This is a genomic window from Bradyrhizobium jicamae (assembly GCF_001440395.1).
In the GTDB taxonomy this organism is placed as follows: domain Bacteria; phylum Pseudomonadota; class Alphaproteobacteria; order Rhizobiales; family Xanthobacteraceae; genus Bradyrhizobium; species Bradyrhizobium jicamae.
The window spans coordinates 1-19705 of sequence record NZ_LLXZ01000044.1 but is presented as its reverse complement, the minus strand read 5'-3'; the positions used below and the strand labels follow the sequence as shown (position 1 = coordinate 19705).

19 protein-coding genes and 2 pseudogenes are annotated in these 19705 nt (G+C 63.9%); 5 read left to right on the top strand and 16 right to left on the bottom strand.

Annotation, left to right across the window (positions count from 1 at the left end):
• Positions 1 to 272: 272 nt before the first annotated feature.
• Positions 273 to 947, bottom strand: coding sequence for a leucyl/phenylalanyl-tRNA--protein transferase (gene aat / locus CQ12_RS06795; protein ID WP_057834568.1), 675 nt, complete (start codon positions 945 to 947; stop codon positions 273 to 275).
• A 134-nt stretch (positions 948 to 1081) separates the two neighbouring features.
• On the opposite strand from aat, the pseudogene CQ12_RS06790 reads away from it, so the two are divergent.
• Positions 1082 to 2022 (top strand): annotated as a pseudogene (locus CQ12_RS06790) (AEC family transporter).
• Positions 2023 to 2034: 12 nt separating this feature from the next.
• On the opposite strand, the gene CQ12_RS06785 reads toward CQ12_RS06790, so the two are convergent.
• The 6 genes from CQ12_RS06785 to CQ12_RS06760 are packed head-to-tail and all read right to left on the bottom strand — an operon-like array spanning position 2035 to position 6632.
• Positions 2035 to 2910, bottom strand: a complete 876-nt coding sequence (locus CQ12_RS06785; protein ID WP_057834567.1) for an amidohydrolase family protein — start codon at positions 2908 to 2910, stop codon at positions 2035 to 2037.
• An 18-nt stretch (positions 2911 to 2928) separates the two neighbouring features.
• Positions 2929 to 3312: a RidA family protein gene (locus CQ12_RS06780; RefSeq protein WP_057834566.1), complete on the bottom strand. Its 384-nt coding sequence runs from the start codon at positions 3310 to 3312 to the stop codon at positions 2929 to 2931.
• A 28-nt stretch (positions 3313 to 3340) separates the two neighbouring features.
• Complete coding sequence (hpaH, locus tag CQ12_RS06775; RefSeq protein WP_057834565.1) at positions 3341 to 4144, bottom strand: 2-oxo-hept-4-ene-1,7-dioate hydratase; 804 nt, start codon at positions 4142 to 4144, stop codon at positions 3341 to 3343.
• A gap of 4 nt (positions 4145 to 4148) precedes the next feature.
• Positions 4149 to 5009, bottom strand: a complete 861-nt coding sequence (locus tag CQ12_RS06770; RefSeq protein WP_057834564.1) for a fumarylacetoacetate hydrolase family protein — start codon at positions 5007 to 5009, stop codon at positions 4149 to 4151.
• A gap of 58 nt (positions 5010 to 5067) precedes the next feature.
• Positions 5068 to 5685, bottom strand: a complete 618-nt coding sequence (locus CQ12_RS06765; protein ID WP_057834563.1) for a flavin reductase family protein — start codon at positions 5683 to 5685, stop codon at positions 5068 to 5070.
• 11 nt (positions 5686 to 5696) lie between these two features.
• Positions 5697 to 6632, bottom strand: a complete 936-nt coding sequence (locus tag CQ12_RS06760; protein WP_430642191.1) for a Bug family tripartite tricarboxylate transporter substrate binding protein — start codon at positions 6630 to 6632, stop codon at positions 5697 to 5699.
• Positions 6633 to 6842: 210 nt separating this feature from the next.
• On the opposite strand from CQ12_RS06760, the gene CQ12_RS06755 reads away from it, so the two are divergent.
• Positions 6843 to 7646 carry an IclR family transcriptional regulator gene (locus CQ12_RS06755; protein ID WP_057834561.1) on the top strand — a complete coding sequence of 268 codons (804 nt, stop codon included), beginning with the start codon at positions 6843 to 6845 and terminating at the stop codon, positions 7644 to 7646.
• On the opposite strand, the gene CQ12_RS06750 is transcribed toward CQ12_RS06755, so the two are convergent.
• The 9 genes from CQ12_RS06750 to CQ12_RS06705 form a co-directional block, all read right to left on the bottom strand.
• Positions 7643 to 8737: a sensor histidine kinase gene (locus CQ12_RS06750; protein ID WP_057834560.1), complete on the bottom strand. Its 1095-nt coding sequence runs from the start codon at positions 8735 to 8737 to the stop codon at positions 7643 to 7645. The two genes, CQ12_RS06755 and CQ12_RS06750, sit on opposite strands and share 4 nt — an antisense overlap.
• Positions 8734 to 9174 carry a response regulator gene (locus CQ12_RS06745; RefSeq protein WP_057834559.1) on the bottom strand — a complete coding sequence of 147 codons (441 nt, stop codon included), beginning with the start codon at positions 9172 to 9174 and terminating at the stop codon, positions 8734 to 8736. Before CQ12_RS06745 ends, CQ12_RS06750 begins: the two co-directional genes overlap by 4 nt.
• Positions 9171 to 10703 carry a sensor histidine kinase gene (locus tag CQ12_RS06740; RefSeq protein ID WP_057834558.1) on the bottom strand — a complete coding sequence of 511 codons (1533 nt, stop codon included), beginning with the start codon at positions 10701 to 10703 and terminating at the stop codon, positions 9171 to 9173. The genes CQ12_RS06745 and CQ12_RS06740 overlap by 4 nt, the downstream gene beginning before the upstream one ends.
• Before the next feature lie 117 nt (positions 10704 to 10820).
• Positions 10821 to 12182, bottom strand: a complete 1362-nt coding sequence (gene accC / locus CQ12_RS06735; protein WP_057834557.1) for an acetyl-CoA carboxylase biotin carboxylase subunit — start codon at positions 12180 to 12182, stop codon at positions 10821 to 10823.
• Between the two features lie 24 nt (positions 12183 to 12206).
• Positions 12207 to 12701 (bottom strand): acetyl-CoA carboxylase biotin carboxyl carrier protein, encoded by a 495-nt coding sequence (gene accB, locus CQ12_RS06730; RefSeq protein ID WP_057834556.1) that lies wholly within the window; start codon positions 12699 to 12701, stop codon positions 12207 to 12209.
• A 92-nt stretch (positions 12702 to 12793) separates the two neighbouring features.
• Positions 12794 to 13264, bottom strand: coding sequence for a type II 3-dehydroquinate dehydratase (aroQ, locus tag CQ12_RS06725; RefSeq protein WP_057834555.1), 471 nt, complete (start codon positions 13262 to 13264; stop codon positions 12794 to 12796).
• A 388-nt stretch (positions 13265 to 13652) separates the two neighbouring features.
• On the bottom strand, positions 13653 to 14432 hold the full coding sequence (locus CQ12_RS06720) for a DUF1236 domain-containing protein (protein WP_063799688.1): 780 nt from the start codon (positions 14430 to 14432) through the stop codon (positions 13653 to 13655).
• A gap of 441 nt (positions 14433 to 14873) precedes the next feature.
• Positions 14874 to 15641 (bottom strand): DsbA family protein, encoded by a 768-nt coding sequence (locus tag CQ12_RS06710; RefSeq protein WP_057834553.1) that lies wholly within the window; start codon positions 15639 to 15641, stop codon positions 14874 to 14876.
• Positions 15642 to 15769: 128 nt separating this feature from the next.
• Entirely contained in the window at positions 15770 to 17176 is a 1407-nt protein-coding gene (locus CQ12_RS06705) for a M48 family metalloprotease (RefSeq protein WP_057834552.1), read from the bottom strand.
• A 226-nt stretch (positions 17177 to 17402) separates the two neighbouring features.
• Here CQ12_RS06705 and CQ12_RS06700 point away from each other — a divergent pair, with 226 nt between their 5' ends.
• From CQ12_RS06700 to CQ12_RS46095, 3 genes and pseudogenes are all read left to right on the top strand, one after another.
• Positions 17403 to 18590: a pyridoxal phosphate-dependent aminotransferase gene (locus CQ12_RS06700; protein ID WP_057834551.1), complete on the top strand. Its 1188-nt coding sequence runs from the start codon at positions 17403 to 17405 to the stop codon at positions 18588 to 18590.
• A 55-nt stretch (positions 18591 to 18645) separates the two neighbouring features.
• A complete protein-coding gene (locus CQ12_RS06695; RefSeq protein WP_430642190.1) occupies positions 18646 to 19263 on the top strand; it encodes a biotin transporter BioY in 618 nt (205 codons plus the stop codon).
• Between the two features lie 151 nt (positions 19264 to 19414).
• Positions 19415 to 19558: pseudogene (locus CQ12_RS46095) on the top strand (dicarboxylate/amino acid:cation symporter); the annotation flags it as partial.
• Positions 19559 to 19705: the final 147 nt, after the last annotated feature.

Here is a 19705-nt window from a genome sequence, read left to right as displayed (position 1 = left end):
CGAAGCAGGCGGCGCCGCGCCCGCCGGGACCGCCGCCACAGCCGCAGTTCCAGCAGCAACCGCAGCAGGCCCCGCCGCCACCCCCGCCGCCGCAACAGCGGCCGGGTGGACTGTTCGGCGGATTGTTCGGGAATTAGGCGGGATTACCGAATCCGTAGCCGGGATAGAGCGAAGCGAAATCCGGGATCAGTGCCGCCACGAGAGAGCGGCCCCGGATTGCGCGGAGCCTGTCATCGGGCGCGCATTCGCGCGACCCGTTGGCTCCATCCGGGCTACGCGCGCTTCGCAATAATCGCCAGCGCGTCGGCGCCGCTGATGCTCGGCTGTAATCGCATAAACTCAGCCGGCTCGCCCACGATCGCCTTGTCGAGCATGGCGCGATAGCGCCGCCTTGAAATTTCGACCGCGCCGAAGCTGCGGAGATGCTCGGTGACGTATTGCGTATCGAGCAGTTCGAACCCGCCCGCAATCAGCCGCGCCACCAGATGCACCAGCGCCACCTTCGAGGCGTCGCGGGCGCGATGAAACATGCTCTCGCCGAAGAACGCGCGGCCGAGGCTGACGCCGTAGAGCCCGCCGACGAGGTCGCCGTCCTGCCAGACCTCGACGCTGTGGCAGTGTCCGAGCTCGTAGAGCCCGAGATAGAGATCGCGGATGCGCTTGTTGATCCAGGTGTCGTCGCGGCCCGGCTGCGGCGCCGCGCAGCCCGCGATGACAGCCTTGAAGGCGGTATCGACGGTGACGCTGAAAGCATCCGAGCGCACGGTACGGGCGAGCCGCGAGGCAATGCGGAAGCCCTCGAGTGGAATGACGCCGCGCAGTTCCGGTTCGACCCAGAACAATGTCGGATCCCCGGCGCTCTCAGCCATCGGGAAGATGCCGCAGGCATAGGCCCGCAGCAGAACTTCGGGGGTGATTTCGGAAGCGGCTGACTCGCGCGATGTCATGGGTGGGAGGATAGCAGGAGGCAGCGGCCCTATGCTACGCTTCAAGCGCAATTGGTGCGCAACCATGGCCGCATTGATGCGACAAGGATGACGGCGAGGGGCCTCCCGGCCGAACTCCGGCAGGTGAGTGCGGCATGAATGCAGTGTTGATCGTCGTCCCCGTGTTCGCCCTGATCGGGGCGGGCTATGCGGCGGTGGCACTGCGTTTTATTACCCCGACGGCGCACAAGGGCATTGCCGAGTTTGCCTTCAGCATCGCCATTCCGGCGCTGCTGTTCCGGATCGTGGTCGTCGCCGAATTTCCGGCCGTCAACGCCTTCTCGGTGTGGGGCGCCTATTACGGGGCGACGGCCGTGATCTGGATCGCCGCGCTGCTGGCGTCGTCGCTGCAGCGGCAATCCCGGGCGGATGGCGTGGTGCTCGCGATCGGCTCGATCTACGGCAACATCGTGATGCTCGGCCTTCCCTTGATCTTGTCGGTGCTGGGAAGCCAGGCCGCCGGCTCGATGGCCCTGATCCTCTCGGTCAACACGCCGCTGCTCTGGCTCTGCGGCACGCTGCAGATGGCGTGGGCGGAGCGGAAGTCTTCGGAGAGCGCGCCGCTCCTGGTGCTGCGCGCTGTCAGCGAGATCGCGCGCAATCCGATCATGCTCGCGCTCGGCTTCGGTTTCCTCTGGCGCCTCACCGGGTTGGGGCTGCATCCGGTGGGGGACAAGACGCTCGAACTGCTGGCGCAGGCGGGCTCGCCACAGCGCTGATCGCGCTCGGTATCAACCTGTTTGGATTCAGGATCAAGGGCCAGGCGCTCAGCATGGCCATCATGTGCGCGCTCAAGCTCGTGGCGATGCCGGCGGTCGCCGCGGTCCTTGCGTTCTATGTCCTGGCCTTGCCGCCGATTTCCGCGGCTGTGGTCGTTCTGTTTGCGGCGATGCCGACCGGCGCCAATGCCTATATTTTTTCGGCCCAGTACGGACGGCTCAACGAAGCCGTTTCGGGTGCGGTGGCGCTCGGCACGGTTCTGGCGGCGGTGACGTTGCCGGTCATCGTGGCGTTTGTGACGGTCGCGCTGCGCTAGGCGCGCCGCGGCTTAATCCTCGTAGCTGAACAGCTTCGCCGGATTGGTGACCAAAATTCTCTTCAGCTCCGTCTCGTCGACTACGTAGCGGTAAAACAGTTCGAGCAGGTCCGCATCGTTGGGCGGCTGCACCGCCGACACCGGGTGCGGCCAGTCACTCGCCCAGACGCAGCGCTCGGGCGCAGCCTCGATATAGGCGCGCGCGATCGGGATGACGTCGTCCCAGGGCGGGCCCTTCTTCGAGGTCTTTTCGCCTAGTGACAGCATCACCCAGAAATTGCCCTTCGACAGCAGTTCCAGCATTTTCTGCAGGTTCGGATCGTTCTTGCCGCCCGTCGGGTCAGGGCGCGCCATGTGATCGATCAGCACGGGAACGTCGAGGTTTTCGTATTTGGCGGCACTGGAGACGATGCCGTCCTTCTCGGGCTGGATTTTTGCGTACCAGCCGAGTTCGCGAATCCTGTCGATCGCGCGGGCAAAATCCTTGTCCGAGAGCACGGCGCCGAGTTCCTGGCGGAAACTGAAGCGTGCACCGCGCACGCCGGCGTCGTGCAGCTTGGCGAGATAGGCGTCGTCGGCCTCGGCGAACACCAGCGCGTTGGCGCAGCCGCGATAGTTCGGTCCCATCGCTGCAAGCGCATCGAGCACCACGGAATGATCCGCGCCATAAGTCGTGGTCTGCACGATGATGCCGCGCTCGATGCCGAGCGCCTTGTGGACGCGAAGCGCGGCTTCCCAGGTTGCGGTCGGCATCTGGTAGGCGGCACCAGGCCGCACCGGATATTTGTCCAGTGGACCCAGCACGTGAAACTGGCTGTCGATGGTTTTCGGCGGCGGCAGTTTCGAGGGACGGCGCGGGTTCGGATCGAACGGAAGATAGGTCGGCATGTCAGGTTCCTTGTTGGGTCAGCCGATCACGGCCGTGAAATCGCACTGCACGAGCGCGCCGTTTTCCATGTCCATCTGCAACGCATGGCGGGCAGGGCGCGAATGCTCGTCGGGAAACATCTTCAGCCATTCGACATTCACAGGCGCACGCTGCGTGCGATCCTGCAGCCACACCGTCATCTTGATGATGTCATCCGTTGTGCCGCCGCCGGCTTCCACGATGGCCTTCATGTGCGCAAACATATGGGCGCACTGGTCCTCGATCTTTTCCGGCATCTTGCCGCTGGCGGGGTCGCGCCCGAGAATGACGCCGGACATCAGGAGATTGCCGATGCGGGCAGCGTTCGGAATGGGATTGGCGTGTTTGAACTCGCCGATATGAATGCTCTTGCGCCTTGTCATTATTACTTCTCCCTGGGACGCTTTTTATTCAAACGAACTGGCAGGACACCGATCCGAACCGGCCGTAATCGGCATGGAACGTATCCCCTCTGGCAATATCGACCGGGCGGGTGAACGATCCCGCCAGCACCACTTCGCCGGTATCGAGATGCTCGCCTTGCGCCGCCAGCCGGTTGGCGAGCCAGGCCACCCCGGTGGCGGGATGATTGAGAACGCCGGCAGCGATGCCGGTTTCCTCGATCTGGCCGTTGCGGAACAACAGCGCGCCGATCCAGCGCAGGTCGGCGTCGAGCGGGCGGATGGGCCGGCCGCCGACGACGAGCGCCGCATTCGCGGCATTGTCGGAGATCGTGTCCATCACCTTGCGCGGCGCCTTGGTTTCGGGATCGACCCGGTGCATCCGGGTTTCCAGGATTTCGAGCGCCGGCGTGACGTAATCGGTGGCGTTGAGCACGTCGAACAGCGTGCAGTCGGGGCCTTTCAAGGGAGCCTTCAACACGAATGCCAGTTCGACCTCGATACGCGGCGCGTGGAAGCGGTCGAACGGGATCGGTGACGCGTCCGGATAGAACATGTCGGCGAACAGCACGCCGTAATCAGGTTCGGAAATGCCGACCGCGTTCTGCATCGCCTTCGACGTCAGGCCGATCTTGTGTCCCTTGACGACGCGGCCGCGGGAGAGCTGCAGCCTGGTCCATGCGCGCTGGATGGCGTAGGCGTCCTCGATCGTGAGGTCGGGATGTTCGCGCGTGAACGCCGGAATCAGCGACTTGCTGCGCTCGGCCTCGTCCAGGCGTTGCGCCAGCCGTTCGACGGTTTGTTGATCGAGCATCGGCTTACTGCTCCTCCGCCACGGTGTTGCGGAGGATGCCGATTCCAGCGGATTCCACCTCGACGACGTCGCCGACCTTGAGCCAGCGCGGCGGTGTGAAGCGCGCGCCGGCGCCCGTCGGGGTACCGGTCGCGATCATGTCGCCGGGCTTCAGGGTGGCGAAGGTGGAGAGATAGGCGATCAGGAAGTCGAACGGGAACATCAAGCGCTCGGTGGAATCGCTCTGGCGTACCTCGCCGTTGACGCGGGTGACGATGTCGAGCGGCCCGCGCGGGTCGCATTCGTCCGAAGTGACGATCCACGGACCGATGCTGCCCGAGCGGTCGAAATTCTTGCCCTGGGTGACGTTGAACTTGCCATGGTGCAGCCAGTCGCGAACGCTGCCCTCGTTGCACAGCGTCATGCCGAAGATGTGCTCCCATGCGCGCTCACGCGGAATGTGCCGGCCCTCCTTGCCGATCACGATCACGAGCTCGCCTTCATAATCGAGCTGCTCGGAAATCTTCGGCTTTTCGATCGGCTGAGCGGAGCCGACGACGGAGGAGGGGTTGCGTACGAACAGGCTCGGATATTTCGGCAGGTCCGAATTGTCCTTGTATTCGGCGTTGCGGTCCTTGTAGTTGACGCCGATGCACCAGAGTTTTTCGGGGTTCGGGATCGGCGGCAACAGCACGAGGTCATCGAGGGCGTGATCCGGCTTGAGGTCGGCGACCAGTTGGCGCGCCACGTCCAGGCCGTTCCTGGCGATCAGGGATCGAAGGTCAGGACATTTCGGCCCCAACCGTTTGGTGAGGTCAACCACGCCGCCCGCGACCGCCGCACCGAAGCGCGGCTCGCCGTTTGCGAGATAACTCAGAAGACGCATGCGATAGATCTCCGGATCAGCGCTGCAATAAACGCAGCGACAGCGCGTTTCGGCGCTTTCAGGATTCAGTTTTCGAGGTCTGGAATACTGGCTTCAAGGTAACGATCTCGCCGAGCCTGGCGTAACGGGGACCGGCGATGCGGGCGATCGGGTCGAGCGCCTCGGTCTCGATCTTGCCGTTGTTCACCAGGCCATCCTTGATATGGAAGACCAGCACTTCGCCGACGATGAGCCGGCTGCGGGTCTCGCCGAATTCGAGGCACTCCCGGAAGCGGCATTCCATCGCAATCGGCGCGGCCGCGAGGCGGGGCACCTTGATCCGCTCGCCCGGCAGCGTCGAAAGCCGCAACTCCTCGACCTCGCTGACATCAGGCGGATGCTCGGTGGAGCTCTCATGCACCGCATTCATCAGGCTGGAGTCCGCGATGTGAACGACATACTCCTCATTGTTGAGGATGTTCTGCGCGGTATCCTTGTAGAGCCCGCCCTTGCGGCCGACGCTGATGGCCAGCATCGGCGGCTTCGGCGAGACGAACGTGAAGGCGGAAAACGGGGCGAGGTTGAGCACCCCGCCGCCCGACAGGCTGGTCACCCAGGCGATCGGGCGGGGGACCACGATGCCGGTAAGCAGCCGGTAGGCCGTTTCGGGGTCGAGATATGCCGGATCGATCCGCATCGGAAAGACCTTCAGTCAGCCTTGATGTTCGCCTTGCGGACGACGGGAATCCACTTGGCGTCCTCCTTTTCGAGGTAGCTGGTGAATTCCGCGGGTGTCATCGACACGGCCTCGGCGCCGAGCGCGTTGAACTTCTCGACGATGGCGGGATCTTTCAGGATCTCCGCAAGCGTTTCGTGGAGCTTGGTCACGATCTCGGGTGGCGTGCGCGCGGGCGCGAACAGGCCGGTGAACGTCTGACCGTCGAATTCCTTGTAGCCGGCTTCGGTGAAGGTCGGGACATCAGGCAGCCAGGAGGCGCGGTGGTTGCCGGTGACGGCGAGTGCGCGCAGCATGCCGCTCTTGATGGAAGGCAGTCCGACTGAAATCTGGTCCAGGGCAAATTGCACCTGTCCGCCGATCAGGTCGTTGAGGGCAGGTGCGTTGCCGCGGTAGTGCACCGTCAGCCATTGCAGTTTCAGGGTCTCCTGCATCAGCTCGCTGAGCAGATGGTTGGTGGTACCCTGACCGGGCGAGGCCATTGTCAGCTTGCCCGGATCGCGGCGGGCAAGCTCGATGAACTCCTTCAGGTCCTTGGCTTGCACCGACGGATGCACTTCGAGCACCAGCGGCGTCATCGTGATCGCGCTGATGGGCACGAAATCCCGCTTCCAGTTGTAGGCGTCGCGCTTGGCGATCTCGGGCGCGAACAGCACCGGACCGTTGGCGCCAACGAACAGCGCGTAGCCGTCGGGCGGCATTTTCGCGAACGCCTCGCCGGCGATCAGGCCGCCGGCGCCGGCCTTGTTTTCCACGATGAAAGGCTGGCCGAGCTTGGCTTGGAGCCTGTCGGCGATGACGCGCGCGGCGCTGTCGACATTGCCGCCGGCCGGATAGGGGACGATCAGGCGCACCTGCCGCGCCGGCCATTGCTGGGCGCCGGCTGGTGTGTTGGACACCACAGCCATTAGTGCTGATACAGCGACGCCTGCGACCGCGAAAAACTTCATCGGATTCTCCCGAAAAGCGGCCCATTTGCCGCTACTTCTTGTTTGCGCGAGCCCCGTCCCAGCGGCATGCGCATCTATTGTTCCGCGCGGCGGATTTTGCGCTTGCCTCTTCCACTGTCGATGAAATTGTGGTGTTTCTGTCCACATTGTGGACAGTGGGCCATACCTATGACAAACGGTCGGTTAAGGGCACAGAGGCACGAGCCGCTGCAGGGCGGGCAGGCGATCCGCCGGGCGCTGACAGTGCTGCGTACGCTCGCAATCGGCGGCGAGCGGGGCGTGCCTCTCGCGGAAGTCGTGCAGGCCACGTCGCTGACGCGCCCCACCGTCCATCGCATCGTGCATGTGCTGATCGAAGAGGGCATCGTCGAGCGCAGCGAGCGGACCGGCAATTACGTGGTCGGCCGCCAGGTGCCTGAACTGGCGCTGGCCCGTCCATCGCGTTCGCCGCTGCTGATTGCGGCCGAGCCGCATCTGGCGGCGGCGTCGGCGCAGCTCGGCGATACCCTGTTTCTGACGGTGCGCACCGGTTTCGATACTTTGTGCGTGGCGCGCCGCATCGGCAGCTATCCGATCCAGATATTGTCGATCGAGGTCGGGGTGCGGCGTCCGCTCGGCGTCAGCAGCGCCGGCGTTGCGATACTGGCCGCGATGCCGGCTGCAGAGGCGCGGAGGATCGTGCTCGCCAACGAAGCGCGATTTGGCACCTACCGGACTGATACGCCGACGGTGCTTGGACAGGTCCAGCTCGCGCGCCGCCGGGGCTACAATCTGCGCGACGTCGGCCTGGTGCAGGGAACGAAGTCGCTTTCGGCCTGGATCCGCGCGCCGGACGGGCAGCCTGCCGCAGCGATTACGTTATCTGCCATTCGGAACAGAATGAGCCCACGCCGCGCCATCGAGGTGGCGGACGTCCTCGTCGCTGCCGCGCGGGCGATCGAAGCGGCGACGCCGCGGGATTCGTATGTTTAACCTGCCGCGGCGCTGGCTGGCTTCGGAGCCGGCGTTGCCGGAATTCGCCGGAAGCGCAGCACGATCCGGGTGCCGTGATGGTCGGGATCGCGCTCGGCACTGGCGTCCAGCTTGGCGGCCATCGCGCTGACGATGCGTTGTCCCATCCCGGTGGAGCGCGGGTCGGCCTTGGCGTTGAGGCCGACGCCGTCGTCCGCAATCGAGACCACGAGGTCTTCGCCGTCGGCCTTGAGCTCGACGTGAATGGGGCCGGCGCCGTCGGGATAGGCGTATTTGACGGCGTTCATCACCAGTTCGTTGACGATGATGCCGATCGCCACCGCGCGGTCCGGGTCGATCTCGATCGGTTCGGCCTTGAGCGTCAGCCGTGACATCCTGTTGCCCTCGGCCGAACGGCGGAGGTCTTCCAGCAGGGCTTCGAGATACTGGTTCAGGAGCACGCTCTTGAGATCATGCGAGGTGTAGAGCCGGCGGTGCACCTGGGCGACTGCGGCCACGCGGCCCATCGCGTTGGTCAACGCCGCCTTGACGTCGTCCTGGGTGGCTGAATTGGCCTGCAGGTGCAGCAGCGAGGCGATGATCTGCAGGGAGTTGCCGACGCGGTGGTTGACTTCGCGCAGCAGCACTTCGCGCTCGGCGGCGAGCGCCGCATAGCGGTCGCGCGAGGCGTGAACCTCGGCTTCGGCCTCGTCGCGGGCCCGCTGCAGCTCCGCCTGCCGCAGCGCGCCATTGATGGCGACCTGCAGCAGCGGAATGAAATCGCCCTGCGTATCCTTGACGAGATAGTCGGCGGCGCCGGCCTTCAGCGCCGTGACGGCGATTGCCGAATCCTGGGCTGCCGTGACGAACACCACGGGCGGGGCGTCCGTGATCGCCATGATCCGTTCCAGCGTTTCGAGGCCGTCGAGACCCGGCATGTACTGGTCAAGCGCGATCACATCGATGCCGCCCTGCGCCAGCCGGGCCAGTCCTTCTTCGCCGCCAGCCGCGTGGACGACCTTGAATCCGGCCCGCGTCAGGCCGCGGTCGACCAGCCGGGCGAGGCCGGCGTCGTCGTCGATATACAGCAGTGTCGGCGTCGTAGGTTTCATATGGCGGCCGGAGGGACCTGAATGACGGAGAAGAACAGACCGAGCTGTCGAATGGCGTTGGCAAAGCTTTCGTAGTTCACGGGCTTGGTAATGTAGACGTTGCAACCGAGTTCGTAGCAGCGCTTGATCTCATGGGAATCGTCGGTGGTGGTCAGCACCACGACCGGCGTGGTCTTGAGATACTTGTTTTCCTTGACCCGCTTCAGAATGTCGATGCCGCTCGCGTCGGGCAAGTTAAGATCGAGCAGGATCAGGAACGCGCAGCCCTTGTGGTCGAGGCCCGTCCCGTCCGAGCCGAACAGGTAGTTCAGCGCGGCTGTACCGCTGGTGAACGGAATGATCTCATTGTTGACACCGGATCGGCGAATATTCCGCTCGATCAGGCGGGCGTGGCCCTCATCGTCCTCGATCATGATGATAGTGACTGGATTACTCATGTCCGTGTCTTCCGGTTGCCTGCTGGCCAATTGATGGGCAGCGTAATCGTGAATGTGCTGCCCTGATGAAGTTCCGACGAGACCGACATGGTGCCTCCCAGCCGGCGCACCAGGGCACGGACATGGGCGAGCCCGATGCCTTGTCCCGGCTTGTCCTGGGTTCCCGCCCGGCGGAACAGATCGAAAATGCGCTGGTGGTCCTTGGGATCGATGCCGCGCCCATTGTCCGATATCTCGAAAATCGCAAAGCCGAGCTTGGTGCGACCACGCACCAAGATTTCGCCGGGGACCCCGGTCTTGAGGTATTTGAGCGCATTGTCGATCAGATTGGAGAAGATCTGCTCCAGCGCAAGGCGGTCGCTGACGATATTCGGCAGCGCGTCGATCCGGATCTCGGCCTGGGCTTCCGCGGCCTGATGCGCCACGGTCGTCACGATGGCCTCGAACAGCTCCTTGGTATCGATCCAGACCGGCTCGAATTCGCGCCGTCCTTCGCGGGTGAGGTTGAGGATCGCCGTTATCAGGCGGTCCATCTTGCCGATCGACGATTTGATGAAGCCGAGCGCCTCGGAGAAATCCTGTGAGAGCTGCTTGTCGGCACCCTCCAGCGCGGGCTCGGCGGTGTCGGTGGCATTCTCCGGGGCAGCTGGCGCTTCGGATTGCGCGCGGGAAAGTGCTGCGATCCGTTTGAAGATGTCGCCGCGCAGTTCCTCCAGCTCGCTGGTGAAGCCCATGATGTTTACCAGCGGCGAGCGCAGATCGTGGCTGACGATGTAGGCGAAACGCTGGATTTCGTCATTGGCTTCGCGCAGGTCCGCGGTGCGCTCGTCGACGGTGGCTTCGAGGTTGAGATGGCTGTCGCGCAGCCTGGCGTCGGCCTGGTCGCGCGCATGCGACGAACGCCGCACCAGGAAGATCGCGATACCGGCGAGCACGACCACGAAACCCGAACCGATACCGGTGAGCGAGGCGGCCAGCGTCTGGCTGCGATCGGCGTCGGTCGTGCGCTCGACGAATAGACGGTCTTCCTCAGCGCGCATCTGGCTGGCGATATCGGCGATATGTTTCATGGTGTCGCGCCCGATGCCTTCGCGCACGAGCTTGGTGGCGTCGTTCATGCGCTGCGACCGCGCCAGTTCAATGGTTGTACGGAATTCTTCGAGCCGCTGATCGTAGAGCGGCATCATTTCGTTGATGAGCCGCCGTTGAACCGGATTGTCGCTGATAAGCTGGGATAACTTCGTGAGGGCCGGCGTAAGCTGGGATATGGCTTGCTCAAAGTCAGCCTGAAAATCCGGCTGCAACGTTGCGAGGTAGCCGCGCTGTGCGCTCTCGGCGCGCCGCAACTGCAATTGGACGAGCGATAACTGGTTTTCAACCTCCAGGGTGTGCACCACCGCGCGCGCGTCCTTGCGCGCCTTGTTTACCAGAAACACCGAGCCGGCGCTGATGGCGGTCAACACGAAGAGTCCCGCCGCAAGCAGCAGGATGTGCCCAATGGCGCGCTTGCGCTGGGCATCAGGCGTCACGGTGATCTCGCGTCATGGACAAATGGAACAAGCGCCCCTGGCAACCCCCATGCAGCCCAACGTGCGATGGAACCATCGGTTCCATTGCGCCCGTCCAATATTTAAGAGGTTTCTCGGTCAGGAGGCCTTGCCGTCCACCGGCTTGCCGGCGAGGTACTGCTCAAGCCAGTGAATGTGGTAGTCGCCGTTGATAATGTCTGCTTCCCGGACCAGGGCCCGGAACAGTGGCAGGGTGGTCTCGATCCCGTCGACCACCATCTCGTCGAGCGCCCGGCGCAGCCGCATCAGGCATTCGGCGCGGGTCTTGCCGTGCACGATCAGCTTGCCGACAAGCGAATCGTAATAGGGCGGGATGACGTAGCCCTGATAAACGGCGGAATCGATCCGCACGCCGAGCCCACCGGGCGGGTGGAATTGCGTGATCTTGCCCGGCGAGGGACGGAAGGTCTGCGGGTTTTCCGCGTTGACGCGGCATTCGATGGCATGGCCGATGATCGCGATCTCTTCCTGCTTCGCCGGCAGGTCGCCGCCGGCGGCGATGCGGATCTGCTCCAGCACCAGGTCGATGTCGGTAATGCTCTCGGTGACGGGATGCTCAACCTGGATGCGGGTGTTCATCTCGATGAAATAGAACTCGCCGTCCTCGTACAGGAACTCGATGGTGCCGACGCCGAGATACTTCATGTCCCGCATCGCCTTGGCGCAGGTCTCGCCGATCCTGGCGCGGGCGGCGGCAGCGAGAACCGGCGAGGGGCCTTCTTCCCAGACCTTCTGGTGACGGCGCTGCAGCGAGCAGTCACGCTCGCCGAGATGGATCGCGCCGCCGCGGCCGTCGCCGAGAATCTGGATCTCGATGTGGCGCGGCTTCTGCAGGTATTTTTCCAGATAGACCGATGCGTCACCGAACGCCGACTTGGCTTCATTGCCGGCCGTCGTCAGCGCCATCATCAGATCGTCGGCGGTTTGCGCGACCTTCATGCCGCGGCCGCCACCGCCGGCAGCGGCCTTGACCAGCACGGGGAAGCCGATCGCCTTGGCAATCGCCATCGCGTCGTCATCCGACGTGACCGCGCCGTCGGAGCCGGGCACGACGGGGATGCCGAGCCGCTTGGCGGTCTTCTTGGCCTCGATCTTGTCGCCCATCAGGCGGATGTGCTCGGCCTTCGGGCCGATGAAATGCAGATTGTGCTCTGCGAGGATTTCGGCGAAGCGGGCGTTCTCGGACAAAAAGCCATAGCCGGGATGCACGGCGTCCGCGCCGGTGATCTCGCAGGCTGCGAGCAGGGCGGGGACGTTGAGGTAGGAGTCCTTGGACGGCGGCGGCCCGATGCAGACGCTCTCGTCGGCGAGGCGCACATGCATGGCGTCGGCGTCGGCGGTGGAGTGAACGGCAACGGTGGAGATGCCGAGCTCCTTGCACGCGCGCAGCACGCGCAGGGCAATCTCGCCGCGATTGGCTATCAGAATCTTATCGAACATCGCAGCGCCTGACGTTGACGAGTTTTATTCAATGATCACGAGCGGCTCGCCGAATTCGACCGGCTGGCCGTCTTCGACGAGAATTTGCGTCACCGTGCCCGCGCGCGGCGAGGGGATCTGGTTCATCGTCTTCATCGCTTCGATGATCAGCAGGGTCTGCCCCGCAGATACCTTGGTGCCGACGTCGATGAACGGCTTGGCGCCGGGCTCGGGCGCCCAATAGGCAGTGCCGACCATCGGCGAGGGGACCACGCCCGGATGCTTGGCAAGATCGGCTGCCGCCGCTGGCGCAGCGGAGGCGGCCATGGCAGCGGGCATCGGCTGGTAGCTCGCCGGCATGGTTGCAGCGACGGTGACGTTGCGCGCGACGCGCAGCCGCAGGCCGGCGCGCTCGATCTCGATCTCGGTCAGGCTGGTCTCATCCAGCAAGAGCGCGAGTTCGCGAATGAGCGCGCTGTCGTCGCTCTGCAGATTGGCGGCTGATTTGTCCGCTGACTTGTTGTCGGGCTGGCGGGCCATGCTCTTTGATCCGGAATCTCGATGTGGGTGACGGCTTAAGCGTCAGGCTTGGTGTCGTTCGATCTCAGTTGTGTGAGGTCAGTTTTTGAAAGTCAGGTCTTCGCCGTGGCGCCGATCTTGGCGGCCAGGCCGTTGATTGCGAGCCGGTAGCCATCGATGCCGAAGCCGCACAGCGAGGCGAAGGCGGCCATGGCCGTGAAGGAGTGGTGACGGAAGCTCTCGCGGGCGTGGATGTTGCTGATATGCACTTCGACCGTCGGGATCTTCACCGCGACCAGCGCATCGTGCAGCGCGATCGATGTATGCGAATAGCCGCCGGCATTGATGATGATGCCGGCTGCCTTCTTGGCATGCGCCTCGTGGATGAAGTCGATCAGCTCGCCCTCGCGGTTGGACTGGCGGCAATCAGCCGTCAGGCCGAACTGCGCTGCCGTTTCCACGCAGAGACGTTCGACATCGGCAAGCGACGAATGACCATATTTTTCCGGCTCCCGAATCCCCAGCATGTTGAGGTTCGGGCCGTTGAGCACATAGATCGTCGCGGCAGCGGTTCCTTGGGCCATCCGGATTCCAGCAAAAAGGGGCGGGCAGGTCGCGGCGTTATAGGTAACAACGCGGCGAAGGGGAAGCCTTTAGCCCACCGCCGTCCCTTTCAAGCGCCTCATCCTGTTCATAAAAAGGCGCATGGAACCTGCTGAATTCGTTCATTAACCAATGACACCAAATTGGCCCGCGGTGGCCCGTGCGCCGATTGTTCGTCCACTGTTGCTGCCGGGACGCCCGGTTCGGCCGAAAGCGACGGGTAACAATGCTGCCCATGGTAGAGCGACGCCGCGACGTGTCTGGTAAGTTGTATCGCGTCATCTCGACGGCTACGTCTGCTCATACCCTTGATCAATGGAAAAGGGCGGGCATTGCTGCCCGCCCTGATCGCTTGCGAAAATCTCGCCGTTAGGCTTCCAGAACCGCCACGATCTCGAAGGTGTTCGGATCAACGATCACGATCTGCTCCTTGACGAGGATGAACTTGTACCTGCGCCATTCCGGATAGATCGTCACCACTCGCTCCGGCAACGCATGGAAGTGCACGTCGCGCGGCACGCGGGTGCCGACCGAAATCGAGAAGTTCACGTTGGTCACCGGCTGAACGCGCTGCTCCCTGATCACGCTGGTGATCTGGGTGCGCTGCTCGGTCGAGATCTTCGCGCCCGCGCCCGCCTGACCCGTTGTGGTGGTCTGGCCCGCGGCTCCGCCCTGCGTCTGGGTCTGGGTCTGCGTGCGGTCCCGGTCCTGCTGACCCTGGGCCTTCTGGTCACGCTGCATGCTCTTGTCGCGATCCTGGGTCTGGTCGCGCTGGGTGCTCTGATCACGCTGCATCGTGCCTGAGCCGGTGCCCTGGCCGGTCGTCTGGCCCTTTTCGGCCTTGCCGCGATCCTCCTTGCCCTCAGCCTTCATATCCTTGCCGCCCTTCATCTGATCGTCGGCGCGCTGGTTCTTTTCAGCACCCTTCGACCGCGGCTCGGACTGCGCGCCCTTCATGTCGGATGCGCCGCCGGGCTCGCGCTGCATGCTGCCTGACGAGGCGCCGCCGCGCTCAGAAGAAGGCGCGGTCTGCTGCGCCGTGGAACCGGCCCCGCTGTCGCGGCCCATGCCGGTGCCTTGCGCATTCGCAAAACCGGTTCCGGCGATCAGGGCCGCTGTCGCGACCGAAATCAGAAAGCGATTACTCATCGAAAGTCTCCTCACGTGTTCTGCACATTGCCCGCACCGACAACGAAAGGATTTGAGTGATGTTCCTGATAGTTGGTGGTTCCGCAGATTTTGTTTTGTGAATGCGCGATGAACGCGGACCCCGACGGATACGGGCTTTGCCGACGCGATTGCCTTTCTCAAATGCGGGATCGTTTCTCAGCCGCAGGCCCGGTCGAATTCCATCGTCGCGAGATCGAGCTGACCGTTGCCGCCGCCGAAATTGAAGCCGCCGAAATGCTCTTCGATTTCGAGATAGGTCGCGCTGTATTTCGGCGTCGTCGGAGCAGGGCGCGATGCACGCGCCGAGTCCGTCTAGTGGCCCCTTGCATGGTCACGGTTCGATCGGCGGGCTTCGCCCGCAAAAAGAAAATCCGGCTGCGACGCAGCCGGATTTAATGGCTTCAACGATTTCGGCTGACCTCAGCAGGTCGCCTTTCCGCAACGGGCATTGTTGATCTTTTCGCGCAGGGCTTCGACGCCGACAGCGCCGATCACGACCTGCTTGCCGATTACGTAGCTCGGCGTGCCGTTCATGCCCATCGCCTCGGCGAGCTTGAAATTTTCCTCGAGCGTGTTGCGGACTTCGGCGCTCGAGAGGTCCTTCTCCAGCTTTGCCATGTCGAGGCCGACTTCCTTGGCAACGGCCATCGCGCGCGCCTTGTCGGCGGCGCCGCGGCCGGTCAGCAGCTTCTGATGGAAGTCGAGATATTTCTTGCCGGTCGGATCCTGCATGCGCACGGCGACGCCGACCTGCGCGGCCTCGACCGAGCCGGCACTCAAGACCGGAAACTCCTTGAGCACGACCTTCAGCTTCGGGTCAGCCTTCATCAGCTCCATCATGTCCATCATCGCGCGCTTGCAGTAGCCGCAATTGTAATCGAAGAACTCGACGAAGGTGACGTCGCCGTCCTTGTTGCCGACCGTGACGTTGCGCGGTGAATTGAAGATCGCCTCGGCGTTGTTGGCGACACCGGCCTCATGCTTGGCGGCTTCCGCCGCGGCCTGGCGCTTGCTCAGCTCGGCCATCGCCTCTTCGAGCACCTCGGGATGCTTGATCAGGTAATTCCGGATCATGGCCTCGATCTCGCCGCGCTGGCTGTCGGTGAAGCTCTGCGCGGAAGCGGGCAGCGGCGCGCCGCAGAGCGCCACAGCGAACAATGCGGGGATGAGAAAACGGAACGAGGGCATCGGTAAGTCCTTGTGCGGCGGGGTCCCGGGCAATTCTGCTGAAGGCCGGATCCTGGAGAATATCTCGGTTCGTGGCGACCAGATCCTTGGATAGACCGGGTCGGATTATAGCCGAATGCGGTTGAATTCTAGTTGCTCTTCTGGCCCGGCAGCGGTTTGGCGCTCACAATGTCGTCAGCCTTGACCCAGCCGGGCGTACCGATTGCGAAGCGCGTTTTGGCGCGTGACGCAAGGTCGCGGGCGGTCTTGCTGTCGCCGCGAAGGTAGGCGGCCTGGGCCGAGGCGAGGTCGGCCTGCGCGTAGTCGCCCTTTCTTCCATAGGCCATGGCGAGCTGGGTATAGCCGATCGGCGCTTCGGTCTCGCGCGCTAACGCCCCGCGCAGGATCGAGATGGCCTCGTCGGTGTAGGCGTTGTTGCCGGTTGCCACGAGGGCCTGTCCCAGCATCATCTCGATCAGCGGCGAGTTGTTGGAAAGCTGCACGGCCTTGCGCAGCGGCGCGATCGCCTCCTGCGGCTTGCCGCCCTCGAGCAGCGCTTGCCCGCGCACTTCATAAAAATAGGGATTGTTGGGCTGCTGCTGAAGCAAGGCGTCGATCTGGGCCAGTGCGCTGCGCAGATCGCCGTGCCGATAGGTCGCGATCGCGTGCGCATAGCGCGCGGGCAGGCTGTTGTTGGACATCGGATAGCGCCGGTACACGGTCTCCTGCCGCTCCATGAAGGCCGAGATCTTGGCGCGCACCATGTCGTGACGGAGCTGCAGGGCAGGGTCGTCCTTCTTGTCCCAATAAGGGCTCGACCGTGCCAGTTCTTCCAGCGCGGCGACACGCTGGGCCGGCATCGGATGCGACTGAACGTAGGGATCGGTGCCGCGCGCGGCGAACAGGCTTTCCTCGGTGAAGCGTTTGAAGGTCTCGTACATGCCCCTCGAGGACTGGCCGGTGGCGTTCAGAAATTTCACGCCGGCCTTGTCGGCGTTTTCCTCCTGCTGGCGCACGTAAGAGAGCAGGTTGCGGCGGATGATTTCGCCGGGCGCCGAGAACATCGCCGCACCGGCGTTGGCCAGGCCACTACTGCTGCCGCCGCCTTGCGCGCCAGCGACCATCGCGCCGGCGCCGAGCAGCATGGCAATGATCATCTGTGTCTGCGCCTGCGCCATCTGCTCGCGCATCTTGGCGAGATGACCGCCGGCGAGATGGCCGGTTTCATGCGCCATCACGCCGATGATCTGGTTCGGCGTCTCCGACTGCAAGATCGCCCCGTAGTTCACGAAGATGCGTCGGCCGTCCGCAACGAAGGCGTTGAAGACGCTCTGGTTGATGATCACCATCTGGATGTTCTGCTTTTCCAGACCGGCGGCGCGCAGAATCGGCCTCGTATATTCGCGCAGCAATTGTTCCGTCTCGGCGTCGCGAAGCACCGGCGGGCCCCTGTTCTCCTGCGCCGTCGCCGCCATCGGCGCAGCGACAAGCGCGACGGCTGTGGCCAGCGCCGTCAACTTCAGTGATTTCTTGCGTAGGGCGATGCGGAGCAGCATGAGCGGTCTTTGGCGTGGCTTTCGTTCCGGATTTGGCCGGAAGCCGGTTCGGTTTCCGATGAGATCAGAAACAGGTCCCGGCTGGTTGCTTCAACGTTTCTTTATCCGACCCGGTATCACTGCGCCTGAAAACGCTATAACAAGCCATCGAATACGGCCAGTCTGGGGCGGCAGCCGGTTCGGGAACCCTCGATTCGGGCAGCGCCCGCGCAAATAACAGAAATCGATGCTGGAATCGACACTTAGAGACCGCGCGACAGCGCTAGTGATGCCCTCCGCACGGAGCGACGTTCCACCTTTCATGGTGATGGACGTGATGGCCGCCGCCGCCCGCATCGAAGCGGCCGGCGGCCATGTCATTCACATGGAAGTGGGACAGCCGGCGGCGCCGGCGCCCAGGGTCGCGATCGCAGCCGCGCATGCCGCGCTCGACACGGCGCGGATCGACTACACCTCCGCGCTCGGCATGCCCACGCTGCGCGCGCGAATCGCCCGGCACTACCGCGATACGTATGGCTGCACGGTCGAGCCTGACCGGATCGTGGTCACGACCGGCTCGTCGGGCGGCTTCATTCTGGCGTTTCTGTCGATGTTCGAGCCGGGCGACCGCGTGGCGGTCACCGTGCCGGGGTATCCGCCATACCGGCATATTCTGACCGCACTCGGTTGCGAGCCGGTGCTGATCGAAACATCGGGCGCGACGCGCCATGCGCTGACCGGCGAGGCGCTGCTGGCCGCGCATCGCAAAACGCCGCTGAAGGGCGTGCTGGTCGGCAGCCCCGCCAATCCGACGGGAACGATGATGTCGCGCGAAGCGCTCACCGGCCTGATCAATGCGGCGGAAGGCGCGGGGATCCGCTTCATTTCCGACGAGATCTATCACGGGCTCGACTATGCGTTTCCGGCCGTGACGGCGGCCGAACTATCGCCGCATGCGCTCGTGATCAATTCGTTCTCGAAATATTTCTGCATGACCGGCTGGCGGGTCGGCTGGATGGTGGTGCCGGAGCCGTTGGTGCGCCCGATCGAGCGGCTGCAGCAGAACCTGTCGATCTCGGTGCCGACGCTGTCGCAGATCGCTGCCGAAGCGGCGTTCGAGGGCCGCGACGAGATGGAGGCGATCAAGCACGGCTATGAGGAAAACCGCCGCATCCTGATCGAGGGATTGCCGAAGGCCGGCCTCACCAAGTTCCTGCCGGCGGATGGCGCGTTCTATCTCTACGCCGATGTTTCGGATTTCACCTCCGACAGTTTCGAGTTTGCAAGCCGCATGCTGGAGAAGGCGCATGTGGCGGCAACGCCGGGCGTCGATTTCGATCCGATCCACGGCCGCAGCTTCATCCGCTTCTCCTATGCGCGCTCGGCCGACGAGATGCGCGAGGCCGTGACGCGCATCGCGCGCTGGCTGCGTTAGCGCAGCAATCTGTCACCCGCATCATTCTCATCTGCAATCCATCGGGGAGCCATCGATGTCCGCCAGAACCATGCCTGAAACCGTCGTCCCGTCGCATTTTCCGCTCGCCGCGCTGCTGTGGCCGCATCGTGCGGACGGCTCATCAGGTCTGCTGCGCAGCGCGATCCTGATTGCGCTGGGAACGGCGCTGCTGACCTTGTCCGCCAAGGTCAATCTGCCGTTGCCCTATGTACCGATGACGCTGCAAACGCTGGTCGTGCTGATGATCGGCGCGGCCTATGGCTGGCGGCTCGGCAGCGCTACAATCATCGCCTATCTCGCCGAAGGGGCGATTGGACTGCCGGTATTCGCGGGCCCCGTCGGCGGCCTCGCGCCGCTCGTCGGTCCGACGGCCGGATATCTCTTCGGTTTCGTGGCGGCGGCCTTTGTCACGGGATGGCTCGCCGAGCGCGGCTGGGATCGATCGGTGGTTTGGCTGTTCGCCGCGATGGCGCTCGGACACATCCTCATTCTCGCCACCGGATTTGGCTGGCTGGCATTCGGCGTGAAGCTCGGCGTGGAAAAGGCGTGGCTGGTCGGCGTTGCCCCGTTCATCGCGGGCTCGCTGGTCAAGAACGCGCTCGGTGCCGCGCTGGTGCCGGCGATCCGCCAGATTGTCGACCGCCGCGGTTGAGTGATCGCGCCCGGATCCACTCGCGCGTAGCCAATGCGATTGGCTACGCGTTATCGGGTTGAGCAGTCCAGGAGACGCAAGTCAGGTGCTGCAGCTAACGTTGCTGCGAGGCTTTGCTCCAAGCTGGAACGAACGCAGCCAAGATGAACGCTGTCGTGCTGGTTCAGACCAGACGGGCGTCGCCTGCATCGTGGTGTCGTGGTGGGAAGGTGAGCTGAACAAGGAGAAGCTGTACGCCAATCTGAGCAAGCCGGTTGATCCGTCCGATGTGGAGACCGCGCTCACGACGGGCTGAGCGATCAGCTCGGCGCAATAAAAAACCGCCCGGTTGTCGCCGGGCGGCTTTCTTTTTGGTTCGATTCCTACTCGCCGCTGCCGAAGCGCCGCGACCACCAGCCCGCCTTGCGTGGCGCGGCTTCGCTTGATGTCGCCGGCGCCGGTT

Excerpts from the sequence above, each read along its gene's own strand:
- aat (WP_057834568.1), bottom strand. The coding sequence starts at position 947 with ATGACATCGCGCGAGTCAGCCGCTTCCGAAATCACCCCCGAAGTTCTG.
- CQ12_RS06785 (WP_057834567.1), bottom strand. The coding sequence starts at position 2,910 with ATGCCGACCTATCTTCCGTTCGATCCGAACCCGCGCCGTCCCTCGAAA.
- CQ12_RS06780 (WP_057834566.1), bottom strand. The coding sequence starts at position 3,312 with ATGACAAGGCGCAAGAGCATTCATATCGGCGAGTTCAAACACGCCAAT.
- hpaH (WP_057834565.1), bottom strand. The coding sequence starts at position 4,144 with ATGCTCGATCAACAAACCGTCGAACGGCTGGCGCAACGCCTGGACGAG.
- CQ12_RS06770 (WP_057834564.1), bottom strand. The coding sequence starts at position 5,009 with ATGCGTCTTCTGAGTTATCTCGCAAACGGCGAGCCGCGCTTCGGTGCG.
- CQ12_RS06765 (WP_057834563.1), bottom strand. The coding sequence starts at position 5,685 with ATGCGGATCGATCCGGCATATCTCGACCCCGAAACGGCCTACCGGCTG.
- CQ12_RS06760 (WP_430642191.1), bottom strand. The coding sequence starts at position 6,632 with ATGGCTGTGGTGTCCAACACACCAGCCGGCGCCCAGCAATGGCCGGCG.
- CQ12_RS06755 (WP_057834561.1), top strand. The coding sequence starts at position 6,843 with ATGACAAACGGTCGGTTAAGGGCACAGAGGCACGAGCCGCTGCAGGGC.
- CQ12_RS06750 (WP_057834560.1), bottom strand. The coding sequence starts at position 8,737 with ATGAAACCTACGACGCCGACACTGCTGTATATCGACGACGACGCCGGC.
- CQ12_RS06745 (WP_057834559.1), bottom strand. The coding sequence starts at position 9,174 with ATGAGTAATCCAGTCACTATCATCATGATCGAGGACGATGAGGGCCAC.
- accC (WP_057834557.1), bottom strand. The coding sequence starts at position 12,182 with ATGTTCGATAAGATTCTGATAGCCAATCGCGGCGAGATTGCCCTGCGC.
- accB (WP_057834556.1), bottom strand. The coding sequence starts at position 12,701 with ATGGCCCGCCAGCCCGACAACAAGTCAGCGGACAAATCAGCCGCCAAT.
- aroQ (WP_057834555.1), bottom strand. The coding sequence starts at position 13,264 with ATGGCCCAAGGAACCGCTGCCGCGACGATCTATGTGCTCAACGGCCCG.
- CQ12_RS06720 (WP_063799688.1), bottom strand. The coding sequence starts at position 14,432 with ATGAGTAATCGCTTTCTGATTTCGGTCGCGACAGCGGCCCTGATCGCC.
- CQ12_RS06710 (WP_057834553.1), bottom strand. The coding sequence starts at position 15,641 with ATGCCCTCGTTCCGTTTTCTCATCCCCGCATTGTTCGCTGTGGCGCTC.
- CQ12_RS06705 (WP_057834552.1), bottom strand. The coding sequence starts at position 17,176 with ATGCTGCTCCGCATCGCCCTACGCAAGAAATCACTGAAGTTGACGGCG.
- CQ12_RS06700 (WP_057834551.1), top strand. The coding sequence starts at position 17,403 with ATGCTGGAATCGACACTTAGAGACCGCGCGACAGCGCTAGTGATGCCC.
- CQ12_RS06695 (WP_430642190.1), top strand. The coding sequence starts at position 18,646 with ATGTCCGCCAGAACCATGCCTGAAACCGTCGTCCCGTCGCATTTTCCG.